Below are 22,178 nucleotides of genomic sequence, written 5' to 3'. Positions count from 1 at the left end.
CGCCTGGTCAACCTCGGACTCGCCTACCTCAACAACACCTGGACCCTCACCCCGACCAGCCCATGACCGGCGGACGTGCCAGCCCATACCAGCCCACCCACCAAGATCTTCAGGACATTCCTAGGGCGCCGCGGCGGCCCTGATGCGATCGGCCAGCGACGCCAGCGACGCCAGCGGCAGCTCCCGATGGGTCCACGCCTGCCTGAGATCCTCGGGGGAGTAGCGGGGGAGCAGGTGAAGGTGGAAGTGGAACACGGTCTGCCAGGCCGTGGGGCCGGTGGCGTGCCAGATGTTCATCCCGCCCGGCTCCAGCGCGCGCCGGAGCACGGCGGCCGTGTGCACAGCGCCCTGCATCAGCAGGCCGGCGCGGTCGGGGCCGATGTCGGTCAGGTCGCGGCAGTGCTGGCGGGGGACGACCAGGGTGTGGCCGCGGGTCGCCTGCGAGATGTCGAGGAAGGCGACCGCGTGCTCGTCGGAGTAGACGATCTCCGCCGGGATCTGCCCGGCGACGATGCCGCAGAACGTACAGGTCCCGGCCATGGCCACCCCTCCTCGACTCGATCATGCAGGAGCGTAGCGGGTGCCGGGATCAGCTGAGCGGATGGGGCGGCCGGATCGTCCGGATGCGCCAGGCGGCGCCGGTGTGCGCCAGGCGGCCATGCGGGCCGCGCCGCCGAACGCGTCCACGCGGTGCCGGCCCGGCCGCCCCGAACCGGGGGCGGCTCACTCGACACTCGCACGGGCGGAGACCTGGGCGTCCAAGCGTTCGACCTCGGCCATGGTCCTGTTGGCGGTGGCGACGATCCGCTTGGCGGTGGAGGAGATCCGGGAGGCTCTGCCCCCCGCCTGGACGCTCGTACGGGCGCTCTGGGTGTGGGCGGCCAGCCGCTGGGCGTTGGCGGCGATCCGGGCCGCTTCGGCGGCGATCCCTGGAGCGTGCTTGCTGACGTCGGCGGGATCGAGAGCATCGATCCGGGAGACGAGCTCGGAGGCATCCGCAGCGACATCGTTCGCGGCCGAGATCGAAGAGGATCGGGGGAACAACCTCCGGAGATCGTCGATCAGTTTTTGGATGTCGCGTTGCAGCCTCTCGAGGTCCCGGCTGATCCTCTTGAGGTCTTCGATGATGTCGCGGATCGGGCCGGGAATCGGCGGATAGGGGCCCGCGGAGAGCTGGGCGATCGTCACCGGCCGCGGGACCACCGCCATGGCGGCGCCGGACGACTCGAGCGTCAAGCCCGTTGCCATCATCAGCGCAAGGGGAATGAACGCGGTCTGCCTGCTGGTCATGATGAGCTCCGTGGTCGAAGGCGGGTCGGGTGTGCGCTGCCGGGATCACGCGAACGTGATCTCCAGCCGTTTTACACATCCGGCGATGGCCGGGGCCGACCAGACTCGCGTCTTTGGGGTCCTGTTTGTCGACCGCTTTCGAAGCCACGGTGTACGTGTGGCGATGGCGACCGCACCTTGGGGCGTTGTGTCGGCTGCCGGTCAGCCGGCGCGGCGGACCACATGACCCCCGAACGTGCTCGACCATCCAGGGCCCAGCCCGGGAGCGCGGCCGTGACCGGCGCGTGCGACACGGCGGCGGCCGGGATGATCGAGCCTTCGCCGGCGACTTCCGCTCAGCAGGTGCCGGAGCTGCTGAGCCGCACGCCGTCAAGAGACCGGGGGGAGGTGTGTGGGGGGGCGTACGCATCACCGGCGCCGAACGTCAGACGATCGCGGCGTTCGGCGCCGCCCGTTGCCAGGAAGGCGAGTCGGTCCGCGCACTTTCGGGGGCGCTCGGCCGCTCGTACGGGTTCGTGGACCAGCTCATCGAGGAGGCCCGCGTCTGGCTGCGCAGCCGCGGCGGCAACCGGCGGCCGACCCGCGCGACCGAGCCGGATGCCTTTACGCTGATCCAGGGGGCTGACCCATCGCAGGCACCGACTGGCTATGGCAGTTGTTTACGCAAAAGGCCCAAAGAGCCTCTGAGGGGTGGTCCAGGTCGCTTGATTCCCGGGGCTCTTTTCGTCGAAGGTGAATCCAGTGATGCGACCTTGGAAATCGAAACGTCCTGTATAGCGTCCGTGGCTGGTTGGCTTCCATGGCGCCCTGAAGGTGATTTCGTGGTCGGTTACCCTGGTGTCCTCTACGGTGACGGTGTTGTTGCCGTGCCTGATGGTTCCAGCGAACGTGCCATCTTTTTCCTGGTGGAATATGTCGACGTGCAGCTCGGTTCCGCCCTGCTGGCTGATTTTCCACGGCCCTCTGACGTCCTTCATGGTCGAATCCTTCCCTGAAGTGCTGTCGGCGTCTCTCTTTACGCAGAGTCTGCTTATCTCCGGAAATCTGCGCATGAGTAAGGGCTACTCAGTTCCGTGGGAATGTGGGACCGCTGCCCCAACCAGGCAAGTGGGACATGCGGCGTCTGACCAGTACTGCCTTACGTCGTGCCGGAACCCCTGGTCGAAGGCGTTATGATCAAACAACACGCCTGCCACGAGGAACGATGTCGAGCATCAAAGAGGTCGCCCGGCTCGCCGGGGTCTCCGTGGGCACCGTGAGCAACGTGCTCAACCGGCCCGAGATGGTGGCCCCCGACACCCGGTTGCGGGTGCGGGCGGCGATCGCCCGGCTCGGCTATGTCCGCAACGGCTCCGCCCGGCAGTTGAGGGCCGGGCGCAGCCGCACCATCGGCGTGGTCGCGCTCGACCTGGCCAACCCGTTCTTCATCGACGTGCTGCGGGGCGTCGAGACGGCCGCGCAGGATGCGGGGCTCACCGTGATGGTCTTCAATAGCAACAAGGACGCCGATCGCGAGGCCGGGCTGCTGGAGACGTTCGAGGAGCAGCGCCCGCTGGGTGTCCTGATCACCCCGGTCAACGACCCCGGCGAGGAGGAGCGGCTGAGCCGGCTGGTCTCCCGCGGCATCCCGGTGGTGCGGTTCGACAGCTCCGCCCCGCACCAGCACGGCTGCGCCGTCGCGGTCGACGACATGCTCGGCGGGCGGCTGGCCGGGCGGCACCTGCTCGAGCGGGGGCATCGCCACATCGCTTTCGCCGGCGGGCCGTTCACCGTACGCCAGGTGCGGCAGCGGCACGACGGCCTGGCCGCCGTGCTCGGCCGGGCCGGGAAGCTGACCGTCATCCCGTTGCCCGACCTCACGGTCGCCACAGGCCGCGCGACCGGCCAGGAGATCGCCGCCCTGCCGCCCGCCGACCGCCCCACGGCGGTCTTCTGCGCCAACGATCTGGTCGCCATCGGGGTGCTGCAGGAGATGACCCAGCGCGGCCTGCGGGTCCCGGACGATCTGGCCATTCTCGGCTACGACGACATCGACTTCGCCGCCGCGGCCGCGGTGCCGCTGTCCTCCATCCGGCAGCCGCGTGAGCAGCTCGGCCACACGGCCGCGCTGATGCTGCTGGAGGAGGCCAACGAGCCGGACGCCCACGAGCACTGCCAGGTGATCTTCCAGCCCGACCTGGTGGCACGCGCCTCCACCGGCTGACCGCCGCCCTCGCCCGCTCCTCGGCGTTCCGGCCCGTCCGCGGCGACCGGCACCGGGGTGATCGGGTGTCCGGGCGGCGGCTTCGTCGCGCTCACCACGGGACGGGTCAGCGGCCGGCGTCCCAGCCGTGCGCCTTCATGAGCCGGGCCGCAACCTGGGCGAACCGCTCCCCGTCGAGCACCGCGCCCTCGCGCCGGATGTCGTCCTCGTCCAGCACGAAGACCCGGTCCAGCCGCACGTACGACACCCGGCTGTCCCGGCCCCAGGCGCCGATCTCCAGCCAGTCGGGCCCGTCGTCGCCCTTGCTGGACAACATCAGGCCCAGGAGCCTGCGCCCGGTCCGGCCCACGATCAGCAGGGGGCGGTCCTTGCCGCGTGCCGGGTCCTCCTCGTACGGCACCCAGGCCCAGACGATCTCGCCGGGGTCGGCCAGGCCGTCGAGGTCGGGGGAGTAGGCCAGGGTGGCAGGGCCGTTGAGCGAGTGGATCTCGCGTACCGCACCCCGGGCGGGCCGGGGATCCTCACCTAGATCGCGCATTGGGGGAGCCTACGGCGGCGCGCCGCCGAAATCCAGCCGGGCCTGGATCACACCACGCCCTCGAAGAACGCCCTGATGTCGGACGCCAGCAACTCGGGGGCCTCGAGCGCGGCGTAGTGGCCGCCGTGCGTGAACTCCGACCAGTGCACCACGTTGTGCGCCCGCTCGGCGTACCGCCTGACCGTGCTGTCCCCGGGGAAGACCGCCACGCCGGTCGGCGTCTTCCCCGGCGCGTCCGGCACCTCCCAGTCGCCGCCGCTCTCCCGGTAGATGCGGGTAGCTGACCCGGCCGTGCCGGTGAGCCAGAAAATGGTGACATTGGTGAGGATGTCGTCGGCGGGCACCCCGCCCACGTCCTGTCCCCAGGAGGCGAACGCGTCGAGGGTCCAGCCCAGCAGCCCGGCGGGGGAGTCCGCCAGCGCGTACGCCAGCGTCTGCGGTCTGGTGCCCTGGATGGCCGCGTACCCGGAGAACTCCCGCCGCCACCGCCCGATGCCGCGCGCCCGCTCTGCCTCCGCCTCCGTCAGGCCCGACATGTCGTCGGTGACGAACGCGGTGAGCGCGTTCACGTGCACCCCCACCACCCGTTCGGGAGCCAGCCGCGCGACGGCGGGCGAGACCAGGGCGCCGAAGTCGCCGCCGTGCGTGCCGTACCGGGAGTATCCGAGCCGGGACATCAGCTCCGCCCAGGCGGCGGCGACCCGCCGCACGCCCCAGCCCGGCTCCGTGGTCGGGCCCGAGAACGCGAACCCGGGGATGGACGGGATGACCAGGTGGAAGTCGCGGCTGAGCGGCCCGGCGACGCGCGAGAAGTCCGCGAACGTGCTGGGCCACCCGTGCGTCAGCAGCAGCGGCAGCGCGTCCGGCCGGGGCGAGCGCACGTGCGCGAAGTGCACGCGCTGACCGTCGATCACGGTCGTGTACTGCGGGAACGCGTTGAGCCGCGCCTCGTGCGCGCGCCAGGAGTAGCCGTCGAGCCAGTGGCCGGCCAGCTCGCGCACCGCCTCGGGCGGCACGCCGTACGACCAGCCGACCCCGTCGAGAGCGTCCGGCCAGCGGGTGCGTTCCAGCCGCTCGCGCAGGTCGTCGAGCCGGTCCTGGGATATGTCGATGACGAATTCGTCCATGTCCGCGACGTTAGGCGGAAATGCGGCCAGAATCGGGCCACAATGGTGGCCGTGTTGGACACCTCGGCGAGACTGCTGCGCTTGCTCTCACTCCTGCAGGCCAGGCGCGACTGGTCCAGCGCCGACCTGGCGGAGCGGCTCGGCGTCGCCCCGCGGACGGTGCGCCGTGACGTCGACCGGCTGCGCAGCCTCGGCTACCCCGTCCATTCGGCGCCCGGTGTCTCCGGCGGCTACCGGCTGGGCGCGGGTGCGGAGCTGCCGCCGCTGCTGCTCGACGACGAGGAGGCGGTGGCGGTCGCGGTCGGCCTGCGTACCGCCGCGAACGGCACCGTGACCGGCATCGAGGAGACCTCCCTGCGCGCGCTGGCCAAGCTCGAGCAGGTCCTGCCCGCCCGCCTGCGCCACCGCGTCAACACGCTGCAGCGGCACACCGTGCGGATCAACCGCGAGGGCCCCACCGTCGACGCCGACGTGCTCACCCGGGTCGCCGCCGCCTGCCGCGACCACGAGCAGCTCCGCTTCGACTACACCGGCCACCAGGGCGAGAGCGCGCTCAGGAAGGCCGAGCCGCACAGCCTCGTCACCAAGGGCAACCGCTGGTACCTGGTGGGCTGGGACGTCGACCGCCGTGACTGGCGCACCTACCGCGCCGACCGGATCCGGCTCAGGACCCCGAACGGCCCGCGCTTCACCCCGCGCGAGCCGCCCGGGCCCGACGTGGCCGCCTGGCTGCAGCATCGCCTGGCCCACGAGATGTGGCCCGTCGAGGCCCGCTTCCGCGTGCACGCCCCCGCCGGGCGGCTCGCGGGCAGGACGCCGGGCACGGTCGAGCCGGTGGACGACCGGACGTGCCTGCTCACCCTGCGCGGGGACGACCTGCACCTGATCGCCATGGTGGTGGCGTTCCTGGACGTGGACTTCGAGGTGCTGGAGCCCCTGGAGCTGAAGGAACGTCTGCGCGCTCTTGGTGAGCGGCTGCTCTCCCCTAGAATCTGATTCTGTGTCAGCGTTCTTCACGCAGAAGCAGAGCGAGCTGGTGCCCGCGCCGCACGCCCGAGGCCCCTGGTCCCCCGACATGCTCCACGGCCGCCTGCTCGGCGGGCTGGCCGCCCGGGCCATCGAGCGGCGCTACGCCCAGCCCGGGCTGCACCTCGCCCGGCTGACGGTCGATCTGTTCCGCAGCAGCCCGATGGTGCCGGTCACGGTGGAGACCTCGCTGATCAGGTCCGGGCGCAGGATCCTGGTGGCCGACGCGATCATCTCCACCGACCAGGGGCCGATCGGGCGGGCCGGCGCGGTGCTGCTCCGGCAGGGCGAGCAGCCTGACGGAGCGCAGACGTTCGTCACGCCCGCGTGGGACTCGCCCCCGCCCGACGGGCCGCCGCCGGTGGACGGGCCCACCACGTGGACCCCGCCGTTCGACCTGTGGCGGGTGACGGAGTGGGGGAAGCCGGGTTCTGGGCGGGCGTGGCTGCGGGAGTCGTACCAGCTGGTGGACGACGAGCCGCTGACACCGCTCGTACGCGCGGCGCTGGCCGCCGACTTCGCCAGCCCGCTCAGCAACGTCAGCACCGGCGGGCGGCTGGGGTTCATCAACGCGGACTACACGCTGACGCTCGCCCGGCTCCCGGCCGGTGAGCTGATCGGGGTAGAGACCACCGGTCACCTGAGCGCCGACGGGGTGGCGACCGGGCAGGTCACCATGCACGACACGGCCGGGCCCTTCGGGTTCTGCGTGGTCACGGCGGTGGCCAACCCGCTCGGCTTCGGTGGCCGGTAGCCGCCCGCTGGATTGTCGTACCCGCGGCGTAACGTTCGGCGGGTGCGTTCAGCTGTGCGTCTTGCCGCCGGGGATGGGTTCCGCCTCGACGCGGTGACCTGTGTCGACGACCATTGGGGGTGGTCGTCGGCCGAGGTGGGTTCCCGGCACTCCCTGGTGCTGGTGCGCCGTGGCCGCTTCCGGCGCAGGGCGGACGGGCGGACCGCTGTGATCGACCCGACGATGGCGTACCTCTCGGTGCCCGGTGCGGAGGAGCACTTCGCCCACCCGGCGGGTGGCGACGTGTGCACCTCGGTGTCCCTGTCGCCCGCCCTGTGGCACACGCTCGCCGGTGACGGCCCGCCGCCGGCCCGCCCCGCCCTGTACGTGGACGCCCGCCTGGACCTGGCGCACCGGCGTTTCCTCGCGGCGGCGCGCGGCGGGGACGCCGCCTTCGAGCTGGCCGAGTCCCTGCTCTCCCTCCTCGGCACCGCCCTCTCGCAGCTGGCCCCCGCCCCGACCCCGGCCACGTCCCGGACTGGGGCGTTGCGGGCGGGCACCGGAGAGGTGCATGCCCTCATTGCCGGAGCCGCCGAGGTGAAGCCTCACGTCGCCGGGCCAGGTGCGGCCAAGGGAAGGTCTGCCAAGACGCCGGGCAACCGCAGGGCGGGCGCCGTCGTCAGGACCAGTGCGATGATCGCGGATGCCGCTCGTGAGGCCATCGCGGCCGATGATCCGGCGGCGGGTGGGCTGATGTCGCTGGCGGAGCTCCTGGCCGTCTCGCCCTACCAGCTCAGCCGGGCGTTCACCCGGGAGCTCGGCATCTCCCTGACCCACTACCGCAACCGCGTGCGCGTGGGGCGGGCACTCGACCGGCTGGAAGAGGGGGCGGCGAGCCTGGCCGGGCTGGCCGCCGACCTGGGGTTCGCCGACCAGGCCCACCTGACCCGTACGATCCGCCGCCACGTCGGCCACACCCCCACGGCCCTGCGCCGCCTGCTCGCCTCCCGAGCTCCCTGACCGACTGCCGACGTGCCGGGGAGGACACCCACGTCAGGCCGGTTCCCGCGGGCCGCTAGCCTTCCATGACGCAGAAGGGATGGCCTTCGGGGTCGATGAGCACGGTCCAGTCGGCGCCGCCCGGCTGGAAATCGGGCACGGTGGCGCCGAGCCCGGCAAGCTCCTTCTTGGCGGCCTCGACGTCGGGGACCTTGAACTCGAGGTGCACGTGCTTCCCGTTGTTCGGCCAGCCGGGCCCCTGGTAGCCGTCGACCCGCTGGAACGCGATCGACACCGGGCCGCCTTCGAGCCCGACGAAGTCGGCGTCGCCCGAGCCGACCCGCCAGCCGGTGACCTCGGCGTAGAAGGCCGCCAGCGCGGCCGGGTCGGCGCAGTCGATGACGATGGAGGTAAGAGTCGCTGTCATGCGCCCAGCCTGACGGCGACGGGGCGGGCTGGTCTTGAACATCCTTGCACCGGCACGGCCGACGCCCAGGCCCGCCGCCGTCCGGCCGGCTGCAGGTGCCGTCAGCGGGTCGGGGTCCTGGGGCGGTTCCACCAGAGGGAGAGGGACAGGGCCGCGGTGATGAGGAGGGCGCCGCCGGCGGCGAAGGCGGCGGCTGTGTCGACTCGTTGGCGGATCACGGTGAAGCTGCCGGGGAGGGCGTTGAGGGCGCTTTGGAGCTGGTCGGCGTTCTCGGCGCGGTGGTAGGAGCCGCCGGTGGTCTGGGCTATCTGTTTGAGTGCGGGCTCGTCGATCATGCGGACGTTGCGGCCGCGGTCGAAGCCGCCGCGGCCGCCGCCCCAGCCGCCGAAGCCGCGGCCGTCGAACTGGGAGTTGTCGCAGACCATCGGGGCCGGGCTGGTGGTGCCGAAGCCGATGGTGAAGACGCGGACGCGGCGCAGGGCCGCTTCCTGGGCGGCGGTCTGCGGGTCGACGCCCTGGGTGTTGGCGCCGTCGGTGAGCACGACGATCGCGGCGCCGGCGTAGCCTTCGCCGCTGCCGTTGCCGGGGTTCGCGCCGGTGGGGGCGACCGACGGGTCGACCTCGGCGATCGCGTCGATCGAGGTGAGCATGGCCTGCCCGATCGCGGTGCCGCGGGACACGGTGAGGCCGTCCAGCGCCTCGATCAGCGAGTCGCTGTCGTCGGTGGGCGGGACGAGCAGGCCCGCGGTGCCGGCGAAGGTGACCAGGCCGATGCGCGGCCCGCCGCGCTGCGACTCGATGAAGTCCGCGGCGGCCTTCTTCGCGGCGGTGATGCGGTTGGGGTCGACGTCGGTGGAGCACATGGAGCCGGAGGTGTCGAGCGCGAGCAGGATCGTCACCGACGTCTGCGGCACCGGCACGGACGCCTGCGGCCTGGCGGCCCCGACCGCGAGCAGCGCGAGCCCGGCCACGAACAGTGCCGCGGGGATCTTCCGGGTCCAGCGCGTACGGCCGGGCAGGGCGCTGCGTACGAGCGCGATCGAGGTGACGCGCACGGCGGAGCGCCGGCGGCGGCGCCGCGCCCACCAGCGGATGGCGAAGACCAGCGGGATGACCAGGACTGACAGCAGCGCCCACGGCCATGAGAACGTCATTCAGATCACCCGTCCAGACCGGAGCACGGTGAGCGCCGCTCCCGCGGTGAGCAGCGCGAGGGCGAGCCCGATCAGGGCGCCGGCGAGAGGCAGCGGCTCGTCGGAGACGGTGAGCCGCAGATCGATCGTGTCGGCGATCCCGTCGAGCCGCGCAGTGTCGGAGGCGGGGTGGTAGGCGCCGCCGGTGGTCTGCGCGATCAAGGTGAGGGTGTCCTGTTCGAGCGAGGTCTGCAGGTGGTAGCGGTCGACCTTGACCGTCGCGCCGGCCGTGGTGCCGACCCCGACGGTGTGGATGTGGACGCCCGCCTTCTGGGCCACGGCCGCGGCCTGTTCGACGTCGGCGCCCTGGTTCTGGCCGTCGGAGAACATCACGATCGTCGCCGACGGCCAGTAGCCGATGTCGGGCGCGGTGCCGTCGCGGCCGATGGCCACCTGCTTGCCGGTGATGGCCGTCAGCGAGGTCGTGATGGCCGTCCCCAGCGAGGTGCCGCCGGTGATCTTCAGCCGGTCGATGGCCTTGAGCGCGGTGGAGTGGTCGGCGTCGGGCCGTGCGGTGGTGAGCGCGCCCCGTTCGAACGCGACGACTCCGATGTCGACGCTGTCGGGCTGCGCCGCCACGAACGCGCGGGCCGCCCGCTGCGCGGCCGCCAGCCGGTTGGGCGCGACATCGTCGGCGCCCATGCTGTTGGAGACGTCGATGGCGAGGATGACGGTGCCCGCGGTCCGCGGGACCGGCACCATGGCCGCCGGTCCGGCGGTGGCGATCGCGAGTACGGCGACGCCGGCGATCGTCAGGCCGGTTCCGAGGTACGCCCGGCGGCCGCCCGGCACGGCGACGCCGGCCGCGGCGAGGGCGGCCGTCCGGCGGCGCGCCGAGACGATTGCCGCCCAGGCGAGCACCGCCGTGACGAGCAGTCCGACGACCAGCAAGAGCGGCGAGTACAGGGTCACGAGGCCTCCTTCGACGACCTCAAGGCGATCGGTCCCGGGTTCGGGCGACGACCTCGACGAGCGCCTCGGCCAGATCGCGGTCGGTGTCGATGCGGTGGACGGGCACCCCGGCCCGGCGCATGCCCGCCGCGAGCCGGGCGTCGCGGGCGTCGACGGCCTCGCGGAAGCGGACCCGGAGCAGCGGGTCGGCGGAGTCGACGACGAGTTGCTCGCCGGTCTCGGCGTCCTCGACCACGATCAGCCCGGCTTCGGGCAGCACGTCGTCGGCCGTGTCCACGATCCGCAGGGCGACGACCTCGTGCCGCCGGGCCAGGCGCTGGAGCGAGCGCTCCCAGTCGCCGTCGCCGATGAAGTCCGACAGCACCACGATGAGGGCTCGGCGGCGCGCGAGCCGTCCGGCCGCATCGAGCATTTCCGCCAGGTCGGTGGTGGCGCCACCGCGCGCCCCACCGCGCGCCCCACCGCGCGCCCCACCGCGCGCCCCACCGCGCGCCTCGGCGGTGCGTTCCAGCTCGGCGCCGATCCGCAGCGCGTGCCGCCGGGAGGTGCCGGGCGGCACGACGCGCAGCATCCCGGTATCGAACAGCAGGGCGCCGACGCGGTTGCCGCCCCGGCCGAACAGCCGAGCCAGCACGAGCGCGAGCTCGGCGAGCACGTCGTGCTTGCCGCGCCCCGGCCGGCCAGCCGCCATCGACGCCGACCGGTCGAGCACGAGCCACACCGTCAACTCGCGGTCCTCGGTGAACACGCGCAGGTGCGGCTCGTCCAGCCGTGCGGTCACGTTCCAGTCGATGTGCCGGGCGTCGTCGCCGTCGCTGTAGGCGCGCAGCCCGGTGAAGTCGATCCCGGAGCCGCGGTGCGCGGTGCGGTGCATGCCCTGGAGCCGGCCGTCCAGCCTGCGGACGACCTTCCACTCCAGGCGGAGCAGGAGTTTCTCGGGGGCGGTGGCCATGGCAGCTCAGCGGTTCTGCAGGACGACGTCGGGCGCCCGGACGGCCCCGAGCACCCTGGTGATGATCGTGTCGGCGTCGACGTCGTCCGCGAGGGCCTCGTACGACAGCACGAGGCGGTGGCGCAGCACGTCGAGCGCGAGCTCGGACAGGTCGTGCGGGAGGACGTAGTCGCGGCCGCGTAGGAACGCCAGCGCCCGGGCGCCCGTGACGAGCGCGATGGACGCCCGCGGGCTCGCCCCGTAGGTGACGTACCGTTCCAGCTCGCCGAGCCCCGCCGTCGCGGGGGAACGCGTCACGGCGACCAGCCGTACCGCGTAGTCGACTATCGACGGATCGACGTACACCTGCTGAGCGCGGGCCCGCATCGCGATCAGCTCCTCGGCCGTCACCATCGGCTGCGGCGGCTCCGGCGGACGCAGCGCCCGGTCGACGATCGCCTGCTCTTCGGCCTGCGTCGGATAGTCGACGACCACCTTCATCATGAAACGGTCGACCTGCGCTTCGGGCAGCGGGTAAGTGCCCTCCGACTCGATCGGGTTCTCCGTCGCCATGACCAGGAACGGCTCGGGCACCCGGAACGTCTCACGGCCGATCGTCACCTGATGCTCCTGCATCACCTCCAGCAGGGCGCTCTGCACCTTGGCGGGGGCGCGGTTGATCTCGTCGGCCAGCAGCAAGTTGGCGAACACCGGGCCGAGCTCGGTCTTGAACTCCCCGGAGTGCTGGTGGTAGACCCGCGTGCCCACCAGGTCGGCGGGCACCAGGTCGGGGGTGAACTGGACGCGCTGGAAAGTCCCGGCGATCGCGGCGGCCAGCGACCGCACCGCGAGCGTCTTGGCCAGGCCCGGCACGCCCTCCACCAGCAGGTGGCCGTCGGCGATCAGCGCCACGGCCATCCGCTCCAGCAGGACGTCCTGCCCGACGATCGTGCGTTTGACCTCGAACAGCACGTGTTCGAGCGGGTGGGCCGACTGGGGGGACTTGGTCGAGGTCATGCTCTTCCTTTTCGTCGGTCAGATCCGGAGCCCGTCGCCCGGCGGGCCGTCGCCGTCGTCGCCACCCAGGGCCGTGCCGATCGGCACCGCGAACGCGATGCCGGCGAACGCCTCATCGCCTCCCGGGTCGGCGATCGAGACCACGATCCCGATGACCAGGCCGCGAGCGTCCAGGAGGGGACCGCCGGAGCTGCCCGGGTTCACGGAGGCGTCGAACTGGATGAGCCCGCTCAGATCGCCGTCCTCGGTGGTACGGTCGGCGGTCCGGTTCAGGCCCGACACGACGCCGGTGGAGACGCTGTAGGTCAGGCCCAGCGGATTGCCGATCGCCACGACGGGCGCGCCCACGGCCACGGCGCCGCCGAGCGTCGCGGGGATGACGATCTCCGGCAGCTTCGCGGGCTTGAGGGTCGCGACGTCGCGCTTGGGATTCGACGACACGACGACGGCCTTCGCCTTGGTGCCGTCAGCGAACGTCACGGTGACGTCCTCCGTGCCTTTGACGACGTGATGCGCGGTCAGGATCGTGCCGTCCTCGGCCGCGATCACCCCGGTTCCGAGCGACTTCCCGGCCTGGATGACCACCACCGACGGCCCGACCCTCTTGAAGACCTCGGCCACCGTGAGCGTCGCACTGGGCGTCGGCGTCGCGCTCGGTCTGGGCGCGGCCCCTTCGCCGTTCCCGCCGCTGCTTCCCAGCCAGTACGCCAGCACCGCCACGACGACAAGCACGCCGCCCCCGACGACAAACCGCCGAGCCCTCCCGGCCACGGCTCCCCGAGCCTCGGCCGCACCAGCCTCCTGCGGCACGCGCTCCATGCCCCCATGTTCATAAAACTCAGCTCAAACTGCTACAAAGTTCACCTGAGAACTCCATGAGAACCGGTCCCCGGCCCAACGCGCGCAGCACGGAGACTCGGTCGCGTCGAGAGTCGTCAAGCGGGAGAGCGCCGGACGCGGGTCGTCGGGTGGAGCAGGTGCTCGTTCAGCACCTCCTCTCCCACGGCGGCCAGCAGCCGGGCCTCCTCCTCGTCCTCGGGCGGGATGACGGACTCCAGGCACGCCTCCACCCGATCCCGCAAATCGAGGGGGATCTCCTGGATGGTCTCCAAACACGAGGCAACCAGCAGCCGCAGCCGGCGAGCGTGCCGCCCGCGCTGATCAGCCAGATCCAGCAGCCCTGCCAGCAGCTCCCTGCGCAGCCTGCCGGCCGCATGGCCGGCGGTCATCACCACGACCTCACGCCACTGGTCCAGGTGCGCCCGCTCGACGGCGATCTCGACGTCCTCGTCCTCCACAAGCTGTCCTGCGGCCAGGTATTCCTGCACCGTGCGGTGCGCGAAGTCCACGCGTCCGGGAACCGGCTCGCGCAGTACACCGCTTCTCCTGAGGAGGTGTTCCAGCACCACCTCAGCTGTGTACGGCATCCGCGTCATCGCCCGCAGCTTCTGTTCGACCCGCTTGCGCGCGGTGGCCTTGGACAGCTCCGAACGTCCCAGCGACACCAGTCGCCAGGCCAGATCCCGCAAGATCCAGACCTTCTGCTCGGGGTCGAGCGTCACCTCGTCCTCGATGCCGCGCTCGGCGTCCCGCCGCTCCAGCAAAAGCGACAGCACGGCCTCATACAGCCCCATCCGGCTGCGGGGCAAATGCCTGCGCCGGTCGAGATTGAGCGCGCACAACATCGCGGCCAGCAGCGGAGTGGACGCCAGCGCGCGCAGGTGCGGGTTGCTCTCCAGACGGGCCAGCAGCGCGCCCTCGTACTCCTCCAGTTCATCAGCCTCGCACGGCAGGCTCGGACAGTCGCGCATGGCCACGTGCCACTGCCGTACCAGCTCGCGTAGGTCCTCGGGCGCCGTCGGCTCCAGCAGCACCGAGGCGAATCCCTCATCAGCCAGCCAGGTGGCCTCCGCCGCCGTAGGCCGGGAGGTGACCACCACACGCAGCGCCGGGTACAGAGCGAACAGCCGGGTCAGCCACTGCCGCACGGCGGGGCGGTGCCGCACAAGGAGTTCGTCCACGCCGTCCACCAGCAGCAGGCCGCGCCCGGATGCCAGGACCCGTTCGACCCAGCCGCGCGGCATCTGGCCCGCGACCTCCTGGGCCACGTCGTTCAGGAAGGACTCCGGCGACGGGAACCTCCCCTCGGAATGGCTTCGCAGCTTGATGACGAAGGGCACGCAGCCATTCCAGTCGGCCAGATCGCCCGTGAAACCACCGCGCGCGGCCGTCACCGCGAGCCACTCACGGAGTGCCCGCTCGGCGATCGCCTTGCCCGCGCTCGCCACTGCCGTCTCGATGCCTGGCATGTCCACCCCCGTCGTCTCGTACCGGAAGATCCTGCCGTGACGTGACATGCCGGTGAAGTGCTTTCCGGCGAAAGCGAGCCCGGCCGGGGGCACCGCGCGACGTGTGCCGGCGGGGCTGGGCGCTGCCGCGGAGTCCGGCGGCGGCACCCAGCCCCTGCGGCCGGTTACGCCGGGTGTTCCGTGCGGTCGCCGGACCAGTCCGTGTGGAAGGCGCCCTCCTTGTCCACCCGCTGGTAGGTGTGCGCGCCGAAGAAGTCGCGCAGCCCCTGTACGAGTGCCGCCGGGAGGCGGTCGCGGCGCAGGCCGTCGTAGTAGGCCAGGGCCGAGGAGAAGCCGGGCGTGGGCACGCCGATCTGGATCGCGGTCGTCACCACGCGCCGCCACGCCTCCTGCGCCGCGTCCAGAGCGGCCGCGAAGGTCGGGTCCGCCAGCAGCGTCGGCAGCTGCGGGTTGGCGTCGTACGCGGCCCGGATCCGGTCCAGGAACTTGGCGCGGATGATGCAGCCGCCGCGCCAGATCGTGGCCATGGCGCCGAGGTCCAGGTCCCAGCCGTACTCGCGCGAGGCGGCGGCCATCTGGTCGAAGCCCTGCGCGTACGCGACGATCTTGGACGCGTAGAGGGCCTGCCGCACGTCCTCCACCAGCTCGCGCCCCCCGACCCCGGAAAGGCTGGGCCCCTGCAAGGAAGCGGCGGCGGCGCGCTGGTCAGGGTGGCCGGACAGGGCGCGGGCGAAGGTCGCCTCGGCGATGCCCGTCACCGGCACGCCCAGGTCGAGCGCGCTCTGCACGGTCCACCGGCCGGTGCCCTTCTGCTCGGCCTGGTCGACCACGACGTCCACGAACGGCTTGCCCGTCTCGGCGTCCACCTGGTCGAGCACCTCGGCGGTGATCTCGATCAGGTAGGAGTCCAGGTCACCCCGGTTCCACTCCCGGAACACCTGCGCCAGCTCGGCCGGCGTCGCCCCGAGAGCCTGGCGCAGCAGGTCGTAGGACTCGGCGATGAGCTGCATGTCCGAATATTCGATGCCGTTGTGGACCATCTTCACGAAATGTCCGGCACCGTCCGGGCCGACGTGCACCGAGCACGGCACCCCGTCCACCTTGGCGGAAATGTCCTGGAGGATCGGGCCGAGCGCCTCCCACGACTCCTTGGAGCCGCCGGGCATGATGCTGGGCCCGTTCAGCGCGCCCTCCTCGCCGCCCGAGATGCCGGTGCCGACGAAGTGCAGGCCGCGCTCGCGCAGCGCCGCCTCGCGCCGCCGGGTGTCCTCGAAGTGCGCGTTGCCGCCGTCGACGATCATGTCGCCCGGCTCCATCAGCTCGGCGAGCTGGTCGATCACCGCGTCGGTGCCGGCCCCCGCCTTCACCATGATGATCGCGCGGCGCGGTCGCTTCAGCGACGCCACGAAGGCGGCCAGGTCTTCGGACGGCACGAACGTGCCCTCGCCGCCGAACTCCTTGACCAGCTGCTGGGTGCGGCCGTATGTCCGGTTGTGCACGGCCACGGCGTATCCGTGCCTGGCCAGGTTCCGGGCCAGGTTGCGCCCCATGGTGGCCAGGCCGGTGACGCCGATGTCTGCCAAGTCCATCTCAAGCTCCTTTGTGGGGGATACGCATGATCAAGCCCGGTGGTTCCACGGGATATTCCAGCATCAGTCGCTCTGCCGTACGCCCAGCTCGTCCAGCCTGTCCAGCATGTCTGCCGGATCGGCGTAGACCCTGAACGCCCCGGCACGTTCGAGCTCGTCCCTGCCGTACCCGCCGGACTGCAGCCCGATGCCCAGCGCGCCGGCCCGGCGGGCGGCGAGCAGGTCCCAGACGCTGTCGCCCACCACCATGGCATGCGCGGGGTCCACCCGCACCAGTGCCGCACCCGCGAGGAACAGGTCGGGGTCCGGCTTCGCCCTGCGCACCATGTCCCGTGTGATCATCGGGGTGTCGTCCGGCAGTCCCAGCATGCCCAGCGCCAGCCGCGCCGTGCGGGCGTACCCGCTGGTGGCGATCGCCCACGGCACGCCGCGCGAGGTCAGCTCCGACAGCAGCTCGGCCGCGCCCGGCAGCGGCCGCACGGAGTGGACCTGCTGCTCGTACGCCTCCATGTGCGTGGTCTGCAACTCCTCGATCTGCTCCTGCGTCAGCTTCAGCCCGGTCTCGCGCAGCAGCGCGCTGACGAACAGGCCGCCGCTCATGCCGATGCGGCGGTGGATCCGCCACACCGACAGGTCGATCCCCATACTGGACAGTGCCTGCCGCCACGCGATCACGTGCTGGTAGACGCTGTCGATCAGGGTGCCGTCCAGGTCGAAGAGGAACGCGGGGGTCGGGGCCTCAGGGAACTCGGTCATGGGTCCATGACACCATGGACGACATGCGGATCATCATCGCGGGTGGGCACGGGAAAATCGCGCTCAGGCTGGCGGAACGCCTCACGTCGGGCGCGGTCGGCATCGTTCGCAATCCCGCCCATGTCGCCGATGTCGAGGCCACCGGAGCCGAGGCCGTCGTGTGCGACCTGGAGAAGGCGACCGCCGACGAGGTGACGAAGATCGTCGAGGGCGCGGACGCCGTGGTGTTCGCGGCGGGCGCCGGGCCGGGCAGCGGCGCGGCCCGCAAGGACACCGTGGACCGGGCCGCGTCCGCGCTGCTGGCCGACGCGGCGGAACGGGCCGGTGTGCGGAGGTTCATCCAGATCTCCTCCATGGGCGCGGGCAAGCCGCCGAGGGGCGGCGACGAGGTGTGGGCCGCGTACATCAAGGCCAAGACCGAGGCCGAGGAGGACCTGCGCGCCCGCGACCTCGACTGGACGATCCTGCGGCCGGGCCGGCTGACCGACGAGCCCGGCACGGGCCTGGTCCGGCTGGCCCCCGAGGTCCCGCCGGGGTCGGTGCCGCGCGACGACGTGGCCGCCGTCATCGTGGCCCTGCTCGGGGCCCCCGGTACGGCTCGGCGGACCCTGGAACTCGTCTCCGGCGAAACGCCGGCAGACGACCTTGTTGCGACATAGTGGGGTGTGGCCGCCGGCATCCGCGGTAGGGGTCCCCTGAAATGAGGGGGGACGTTCGATGTCATTCTTCGGCGGGGACCCGTTCAGAGGGTTCGAGGAGCTCACGGGCCGGGTGTTCGGCGGCATGGAGGCCTGGCCGCCGGCCCGGCCCAGCGTGCACCGAGTGGACGTGGGCCGGTTGCTGTCCGCCTCGGCCAGAGAAGCCCTGCGCCGGGCGTTGGACGCGGCGGGTGAGCGTGGCGCGCCCGACCTGGACGTCCTGGACATTCTCGACGCGCTGATCGACGACGACTCGATCCAGACGATCTTCCGCACGGCCGGAGTGGACCCGGGCCGACTGCGCGACCGCATCGACGACATGGCCGGACCCGGCGAGGCGGGCGAGCCGCCCACGACCCTCTCACCGGCCGCCAAGAGGGCCATCCTGGACGCCCAGCGGATCTCGCGCGCCCTGCGGTCGTCGTACATCGGGCCCGAGCACCTGCTGCTCGCCCTCGCCGCCAACCCCGACGCCGGCGCCGCCCGCATCCTGCAGGAGCAGGGGATCTCCGCGAACGAGCTGCAGGACGCCATGATGGCCGGCCCGCACATGGCGCGCGGCGAGGGGCGCCGCCGGGAGAGCGGCACGCCGACGCTCGACGAGTACGGCAGGGACATCACAGAAGAGGCCAGGCAGGGCAGGATCGACCCGGTCGTCGGCCGCGAGGACGAGATCGAGCAGGCCATCGAGGTGCTGTCGCGCCGTACCAAGAACAACCCGTGCCTGATCGGCGAGCCGGGTGTCGGCAAGACCGCGATCGTCGAGGGCATCGCCCAGCGCATCGTGAACGGCAGCGTCCCCGACCCGCTGAAGGACCGGCGCGTCGTCGGCCTTGACCTGACCGGGATGGTGGCCGGTACGAAGTACCGGGGCGAGTTCGAGGAGCGCATCAAGAAGGTCATCGACGAGGTACGCGCGCACTCCGACGAGGTCATCGTCTTCATCGACGAGGTGCACAACCTGGTCGGCGCGGGCGCCGCCGAGGGCGCCATGGACGCGGCCAACATCCTCAAGCCCGCCCTGGCCCGCGGCGAGCTGCACATCATCGCGGCCACCACGATCGACGAATACCGCAAGAACATCGAGAAGGACGCCGCGCTCGAGCGCCGCTTCCAGCCCATCCTGGTCGCCGAGCCGACCCTGGAGCAGACGATCGAGATCCTGGCCGGGCTGCGGGACACCTACGAGGCGCACCACCAGGTGCGCATCACCGACGAGGCACTCGATGCGGCGGCGACCCTGTCCGACCGCTACATCGCCGACCGGTTCCTGCCCGACAAGGCCATCGACCTCATGGACCAGGCCGGCGCCCGGGTGCGCCTGCGCTCGCGCACGCCCGGCGCAGACGTCCGCGAGCTGGAGGAACGGCTTGACGCGCTGCGTCGCGACAAGGATCAGGCCATCTCCGCCGACAACTTCGACCGCGCCAAGGACCTCACGACGCAGATCGACAAGATCAGACCGGAGGTCGAGCGGGCCAGGCAGGGGACGGACTCCGTGCCCCTGGTCACGGTGGAGGACATCGCCGAGGTCGTCTCCCGCCGTACCGGCATCCCGGTCACCCAGCTCACCCAGCAGGAGCGCGAGCGCCTGATGCGCCTGGAGGAGCACCTGCACGAGCGCGTGATCGGCCAGGAGGAGGCCGTCACCGCCATCGCGGAGGCAGTACGCAGGGCCAGGGCGGGGCTGAAGGACCCGAACCGCCCGATCGGCAGCTTCCTGTTCCTCGGCCCGACCGGCGTCGGCAAGACGGAGCTGGGCAGGGCGCTCGCCGCGGCGCTGTTCGGCGGCGAGGAGCACATGGTCCGCATCGACATGAGCGAGTTCCAGGAGCGGCACACGGTCTCGCGCCTCATCGGCGCGCCGCCCGGATATGTCGGTTACGAGGAGGCGGGCCAGCTCACCGAGGCCGTGCGCCGCCGCCCGCACGGCGTGATCCTCCTGGACGAGATCGAGAAGGCCCACCCGGACGTCATGAACGTCCTGCTGCAGCTGCTCGACGACGGCCGCCTCACCGACGGCCAGGGCCGCACGGTCGACTTCACCAACACGATCGTGATCATGACGAGCAACATCGGCGCCCAGCTCATCCTGGAGTGGTCCGGCGGCGTCAAGCAGCTCGAGGACCGGCTCATGGACGTGCTGCGGCACTCGCTCCGGCCGGAACTGCTCAACCGCATCGACGAGACGATCATCTTCAAGCGGCTGGAAAGGGACCAGCTGCGCCAGATCGTGGATCTGATGCTGGAGCGCACCCGGCAGAGCCTGCGCGGCCAGGCCGTCTCGCTGGAGGTGACCGACGCGGCCAAGGACTGGCTGGCGGAGCGCGGCTACCAGCCCGAGTTCGGGGCCCGGCCGCTGCGCCGCACCGTGCAGCGGGAGGTGGACAACCGGTTGTCCACGATGTTGCTGACCGGCGAGGTCACGGAGGGCGGCAAGGTCACGGTGGACGTCGAGGACGGCGGCCTCATGTGCCGCGCCACCGCCCCGGAACCCGCCGGCTGACGCCTGGCGGACCTCGGCGCCGTGTTTCTTCGGGGGTCAGGACAGGGCCGCCGCGGCGCGATCACGGCACTCCACCAGGGTGAGTCCCGCCAGCGCCTCCCGTACGGCGGGCACGCACACCGGGGCCATGGACAGGCTCGTCACGCCGAGCCCGACCAGCAGGGGTGCGAGCAGCGGGTCGCCGGCCGCCTCCCCGCACACCCCGACCGGCTTGCCCGCCTCCTGCCCGGCCTCGGCGCACATGGCGATCAGCTCCAGCAGCGCGGGCTGGCGCGGGTCGAGCAGGTCGGCGAGGGCGGAGTGCTGGCGGTCGGCGGCGAAGGTGTACTGGGCCAGGTCGTTGGTGCCGATGCTGAGGAAGTCCACCTCCCGCAGCAGCCGCCCGGCCCGCAGCGCCGCCGCCGGGACCTCGATCATGGCGCCCACCCTGGCGATGCCCCGGGCGCGGGCGCGCCGCGCGAACCCGGTCGCCTCCGCCATCGTGGTGACCATGGGCGCCATCACCCACGCCTCGGCGCCCGTCTTGCGGGCCGCCTCGGCGATCGCGTCGAGCTGGGTGTCCAGGACCTCCGGCAGCAGCCGGTCCACGCGCAGGCCGCGCACCCCGAGGGCCGGGTTCGGCTCGCCGGGCAGGCCGAGGAAGGGCAGCGGCTTGTCGGTGCCCGCGTCGAGCGTCCGCACGATCACGGTCTCCGCCTGGGCGAACACCTCCGCGTACGCGGCCACCTGCTCCTCGAACGACGGCGCCGTCGTACGGTCCAGGAACAGGAACTCCGTCCTGAACAGCCCGACCCCCTCGGCGCCCGGCCGGATGTCCTCGGCCGAGCCGATGTTGAGCAGCAGCTTCACCGGGTGGCCGTCCGCCGTCCGGCCGGGGCCCCGGCCGGCCGCCAGCCTGGCCCGCTCCGCGCGGCCGGCCTCCTGGACCTCGGCCACCTCCTCCTCGGTGAGGCCGACGGCGAGCTCGCCGGTGCCGCCGTCCACGACGACCACGGTGCCGTCCGGGACGTCCAAGATCCCCTTGCAGGCCACCACGGCGGGCAGGCCCCTGCCGCGGGCCAGGATCGCGGTGTGGCTCGTCGGCCCGCCCCGCTCGGTCACCAGCGCCAGCACGTCCGGGCCCAGGCCCGCGGTGTCGGCGGGGGAGAGGTCCTCGGCCACCAGCACGTACGGGTGGCCGGGGGAGGGGAGCCCCGGCATGGGGAGGCCGAGCACGAACGCCACGGCCCGGTGCTTGAGGTCGTCGAGGTCGGCGGCCCGCTCGGCCAGGTATCCGCCGAGCGCGGCCAGCGTGTCCCGGTGCTGCGCGAAGGCCGCCTCCAGGGCGTGGGCGGCGTCCATGCCCTCCCGCGCCCGGCCCTGGGCGTCCTCCAGCAGCATCGGGTCGTCGGCGATCATGGCCAGCGCCTCGAGGATGTCCGCCGCCTCCCCTGAGGCGCCGGCGGCGCGCCGGGTGAGGTCGGCGGCGACCGCTCCCAGGGCCCCGGCGACGGCGGACGCCTCTGCGGCCGGGTCGGTGACCGGGCGCGGCGGGGGAAGCGTCGGAGGGGCGGCCATCCGCATCGCCGGCCCCGCCGCCCGCCCTTGGCTGACCCCGAGGCCGGTCAGGCGCCCGCCGGGGGAGGAGGGCAGCTCAGGCATCGAGGGCCTCTTCTGCGTCCAGGTCGCGCGAGAGCAGCGCCGCGAGCGAGTCCAGCGCCTCCTCCGCGCCCGGCCCGTCCGCCTCGAGCGTCACCTCGGTGCCGCGTACGGCCCCCAGCGACAGCACCCCCAGCATGCTCTTCGCCGGCACCGCCTTCTCCCCGAGCCGCACTGTCACCGGCACCCCGAGCCGCGCCGCCGCCTGCACGAACAGCTTGGCCGGCCGCGCGTGCAGGCCGCTGGCAGAGGCCACGACCACCGTTCGCTGTGCCATGCCGAACCT

22 protein-coding genes are annotated in these 22,178 nt (G+C 72.2%); 7 read left to right on the top strand and 15 right to left on the bottom strand.

The features are described from left to right. Nucleotides 1–120: 120 nt before the first annotated feature. Together ABN273_RS55860 and ABN273_RS55855 are read right to left on the bottom strand one after the other, a co-directional pair. Nucleotides 121–540: an HIT family protein gene (locus ABN273_RS55860; RefSeq protein WP_349457915.1), complete on the bottom strand. Its 420-nt coding sequence runs from the start codon at nucleotides 538–540 to the stop codon at nucleotides 121–123. Nucleotides 541–723: 183 nt separating this feature from the next. Then, entirely contained in the window at nucleotides 724–1,290 is a 567-nt protein-coding gene (locus ABN273_RS55855) for a hypothetical protein (protein WP_349457914.1), read from the bottom strand. Between the two features lie 389 nt (nucleotides 1,291–1,679). Here ABN273_RS55855 and ABN273_RS55850 point away from each other — a divergent pair, with 389 nt between their 5' ends. After that, nucleotides 1,680–2,285 (top strand): helix-turn-helix domain-containing protein, encoded by a 606-nt coding sequence (locus ABN273_RS55850; RefSeq protein WP_349457913.1) that lies wholly within the window; start codon nucleotides 1,680–1,682, stop codon nucleotides 2,283–2,285. 209 nt (nucleotides 2,286–2,494) lie between these two features. Further along, on the top strand, nucleotides 2,495–3,493 hold the full coding sequence (locus ABN273_RS55845; protein ID WP_349457912.1) for a LacI family DNA-binding transcriptional regulator: 999 nt from the start codon (nucleotides 2,495–2,497) through the stop codon (nucleotides 3,491–3,493). 106 nt (nucleotides 3,494–3,599) lie between these two features. On the opposite strand, the gene ABN273_RS55840 is transcribed toward ABN273_RS55845, so the two are convergent. Then, a complete protein-coding gene (locus tag ABN273_RS55840) occupies nucleotides 3,600–4,031 on the bottom strand; it encodes a type II toxin-antitoxin system PemK/MazF family toxin (protein ID WP_349457911.1) in 432 nt (143 codons plus the stop codon). 47 nt (nucleotides 4,032–4,078) lie between these two features. Further along, on the bottom strand, nucleotides 4,079–5,158 hold the full coding sequence (locus ABN273_RS55835; RefSeq protein ID WP_349457910.1) for an epoxide hydrolase family protein: 1,080 nt from the start codon (nucleotides 5,156–5,158) through the stop codon (nucleotides 4,079–4,081). Nucleotides 5,159–5,209: 51 nt separating this feature from the next. Between ABN273_RS55835 and ABN273_RS55830 the strand changes: the two genes are divergently transcribed. The 3 genes from ABN273_RS55830 to ABN273_RS55820 are packed head-to-tail and all read left to right on the top strand — an operon-like array spanning nucleotide 5,210 to nucleotide 7,937. Beyond that, nucleotides 5,210–6,154, top strand: coding sequence for a helix-turn-helix transcriptional regulator (locus tag ABN273_RS55830; protein ID WP_349457909.1), 945 nt, complete (start codon nucleotides 5,210–5,212; stop codon nucleotides 6,152–6,154). Nucleotides 6,155–6,158: 4 nt separating this feature from the next. Further along, a complete protein-coding gene (locus ABN273_RS55825) occupies nucleotides 6,159–6,938 on the top strand; it encodes an acyl-CoA thioesterase domain-containing protein (RefSeq protein ID WP_349457908.1) in 780 nt (259 codons plus the stop codon). A 42-nt stretch (nucleotides 6,939–6,980) separates the two neighbouring features. Then, nucleotides 6,981–7,937, top strand: coding sequence for an AraC family transcriptional regulator (locus ABN273_RS55820; protein WP_349457907.1), 957 nt, complete (start codon nucleotides 6,981–6,983; stop codon nucleotides 7,935–7,937). 55 nt (nucleotides 7,938–7,992) lie between these two features. Here ABN273_RS55820 and ABN273_RS55815 read toward each other — a convergent pair whose 3' ends face one another. The 9 genes from ABN273_RS55815 to ABN273_RS55775 form a co-directional block, all read right to left on the bottom strand. Further along, entirely contained in the window at nucleotides 7,993–8,343 is a 351-nt protein-coding gene (locus tag ABN273_RS55815; protein ID WP_349457906.1) for a VOC family protein, read from the bottom strand. A 101-nt stretch (nucleotides 8,344–8,444) separates the two neighbouring features. Further along, nucleotides 8,445–9,497 (bottom strand): VWA domain-containing protein, encoded by a 1,053-nt coding sequence (locus ABN273_RS55810; RefSeq protein WP_349457905.1) that lies wholly within the window; start codon nucleotides 9,495–9,497, stop codon nucleotides 8,445–8,447. Then, nucleotides 9,498–10,448 (bottom strand): VWA domain-containing protein, encoded by a 951-nt coding sequence (locus tag ABN273_RS55805; RefSeq protein ID WP_349457904.1) that lies wholly within the window; start codon nucleotides 10,446–10,448, stop codon nucleotides 9,498–9,500. Between the two features lie 19 nt (nucleotides 10,449–10,467). Further along, nucleotides 10,468–11,400 (bottom strand): DUF58 domain-containing protein, encoded by a 933-nt coding sequence (locus ABN273_RS55800; RefSeq protein ID WP_349457903.1) that lies wholly within the window; start codon nucleotides 11,398–11,400, stop codon nucleotides 10,468–10,470. A 6-nt stretch (nucleotides 11,401–11,406) separates the two neighbouring features. Further along, on the bottom strand, nucleotides 11,407–12,396 hold the full coding sequence (locus ABN273_RS55795) for an AAA family ATPase (RefSeq protein WP_349457902.1): 990 nt from the start codon (nucleotides 12,394–12,396) through the stop codon (nucleotides 11,407–11,409). 18 nt (nucleotides 12,397–12,414) lie between these two features. Further along, nucleotides 12,415–13,215: a S1C family serine protease gene (locus tag ABN273_RS55790; protein ID WP_349457901.1), complete on the bottom strand. Its 801-nt coding sequence runs from the start codon at nucleotides 13,213–13,215 to the stop codon at nucleotides 12,415–12,417. Nucleotides 13,216–13,331: 116 nt separating this feature from the next. Beyond that, nucleotides 13,332–14,798: an NACHT domain-containing protein gene (locus tag ABN273_RS55785; RefSeq protein WP_349457900.1), complete on the bottom strand. Its 1,467-nt coding sequence runs from the start codon at nucleotides 14,796–14,798 to the stop codon at nucleotides 13,332–13,334. 71 nt (nucleotides 14,799–14,869) lie between these two features. Then, nucleotides 14,870–16,294, bottom strand: coding sequence for an NADP-dependent phosphogluconate dehydrogenase (gene gnd, locus ABN273_RS55780; protein ID WP_349457899.1), 1,425 nt, complete (start codon nucleotides 16,292–16,294; stop codon nucleotides 14,870–14,872). A gap of 63 nt (nucleotides 16,295–16,357) precedes the next feature. Beyond that, nucleotides 16,358–17,050 carry an HAD family hydrolase gene (locus ABN273_RS55775; protein ID WP_349457898.1) on the bottom strand — a complete coding sequence of 231 codons (693 nt, stop codon included), beginning with the start codon at nucleotides 17,048–17,050 and terminating at the stop codon, nucleotides 16,358–16,360. A gap of 23 nt (nucleotides 17,051–17,073) precedes the next feature. Between ABN273_RS55775 and ABN273_RS55770 the strand changes: the two genes are divergently transcribed. Beyond that, nucleotides 17,074–17,709 (top strand): SDR family oxidoreductase, encoded by a 636-nt coding sequence (locus ABN273_RS55770; RefSeq protein WP_349457897.1) that lies wholly within the window; start codon nucleotides 17,074–17,076, stop codon nucleotides 17,707–17,709. 58 nt (nucleotides 17,710–17,767) lie between these two features. After that, a complete protein-coding gene (locus tag ABN273_RS55765; protein ID WP_349457896.1) occupies nucleotides 17,768–20,254 on the top strand; it encodes an ATP-dependent Clp protease ATP-binding subunit in 2,487 nt (828 codons plus the stop codon). A 36-nt stretch (nucleotides 20,255–20,290) separates the two neighbouring features. On the opposite strand, the gene ptsP is transcribed toward ABN273_RS55765, so the two are convergent. Continuing rightward, entirely contained in the window at nucleotides 20,291–21,895 is a 1,605-nt protein-coding gene (ptsP, locus tag ABN273_RS55760) for a phosphoenolpyruvate--protein phosphotransferase (RefSeq protein ID WP_349457895.1), read from the bottom strand. After that, nucleotides 21,888–22,169 (bottom strand): HPr family phosphocarrier protein, encoded by a 282-nt coding sequence (locus tag ABN273_RS55755; RefSeq protein WP_349457894.1) that lies wholly within the window; start codon nucleotides 22,167–22,169, stop codon nucleotides 21,888–21,890. Before ABN273_RS55755 ends, ptsP begins: the two co-directional genes overlap by 8 nt. Nucleotides 22,170–22,178: the final 9 nt, after the last annotated feature.

Origin of the sequence: Nonomuraea sp. B19D2 (assembly GCF_040137845.1) — a bacterium.
In the GTDB taxonomy this organism is placed as follows: Bacteria; Actinomycetota; Actinomycetes; order Streptosporangiales; family Streptosporangiaceae; genus Nonomuraea.
This window is presented reverse-complemented; position numbering and strand designations above follow the sequence as displayed.

Excerpts from the sequence above, each read along its gene's own strand:
- ABN273_RS55860 (WP_349457915.1), bottom strand. The coding sequence starts at position 540 with ATGGCCGGGACCTGTACGTTCTGCGGCATCGTCGCCGGGCAGATCCCG.
- ABN273_RS55855 (WP_349457914.1), bottom strand. The coding sequence starts at position 1,290 with ATGACCAGCAGGCAGACCGCGTTCATTCCCCTTGCGCTGATGATGGCA.
- ABN273_RS55845 (WP_349457912.1), top strand. The coding sequence starts at position 2,495 with ATGTCGAGCATCAAAGAGGTCGCCCGGCTCGCCGGGGTCTCCGTGGGC.
- ABN273_RS55840 (WP_349457911.1), bottom strand. The coding sequence starts at position 4,031 with ATGCGCGATCTAGGTGAGGATCCCCGGCCCGCCCGGGGTGCGGTACGC.
- ABN273_RS55835 (WP_349457910.1), bottom strand. The coding sequence starts at position 5,158 with ATGGACGAATTCGTCATCGACATATCCCAGGACCGGCTCGACGACCTG.
- ABN273_RS55815 (WP_349457906.1), bottom strand. The coding sequence starts at position 8,343 with ATGACAGCGACTCTTACCTCCATCGTCATCGACTGCGCCGACCCGGCC.
- ABN273_RS55810 (WP_349457905.1), bottom strand. The coding sequence starts at position 9,497 with ATGACGTTCTCATGGCCGTGGGCGCTGCTGTCAGTCCTGGTCATCCCG.
- ABN273_RS55800 (WP_349457903.1), bottom strand. The coding sequence starts at position 11,400 with ATGGCCACCGCCCCCGAGAAACTCCTGCTCCGCCTGGAGTGGAAGGTC.
- ABN273_RS55795 (WP_349457902.1), bottom strand. The coding sequence starts at position 12,396 with ATGACCTCGACCAAGTCCCCCCAGTCGGCCCACCCGCTCGAACACGTG.
- ABN273_RS55790 (WP_349457901.1), bottom strand. The coding sequence starts at position 13,215 with ATGGAGCGCGTGCCGCAGGAGGCTGGTGCGGCCGAGGCTCGGGGAGCC.
- gnd (WP_349457899.1), bottom strand. The coding sequence starts at position 16,294 with ATGGACTTGGCAGACATCGGCGTCACCGGCCTGGCCACCATGGGGCGC.
- ABN273_RS55775 (WP_349457898.1), bottom strand. The coding sequence starts at position 17,050 with ATGACCGAGTTCCCTGAGGCCCCGACCCCCGCGTTCCTCTTCGACCTG.
- ABN273_RS55770 (WP_349457897.1), top strand. The coding sequence starts at position 17,074 with ATGCGGATCATCATCGCGGGTGGGCACGGGAAAATCGCGCTCAGGCTG.
- ABN273_RS55765 (WP_349457896.1), top strand. The coding sequence starts at position 17,768 with ATGTCATTCTTCGGCGGGGACCCGTTCAGAGGGTTCGAGGAGCTCACG.
- ptsP (WP_349457895.1), bottom strand. The coding sequence starts at position 21,895 with ATGCCTGAGCTGCCCTCCTCCCCCGGCGGGCGCCTGACCGGCCTCGGG.
- ABN273_RS55755 (WP_349457894.1), bottom strand. The coding sequence starts at position 22,169 with ATGGCACAGCGAACGGTGGTCGTGGCCTCTGCCAGCGGCCTGCACGCG.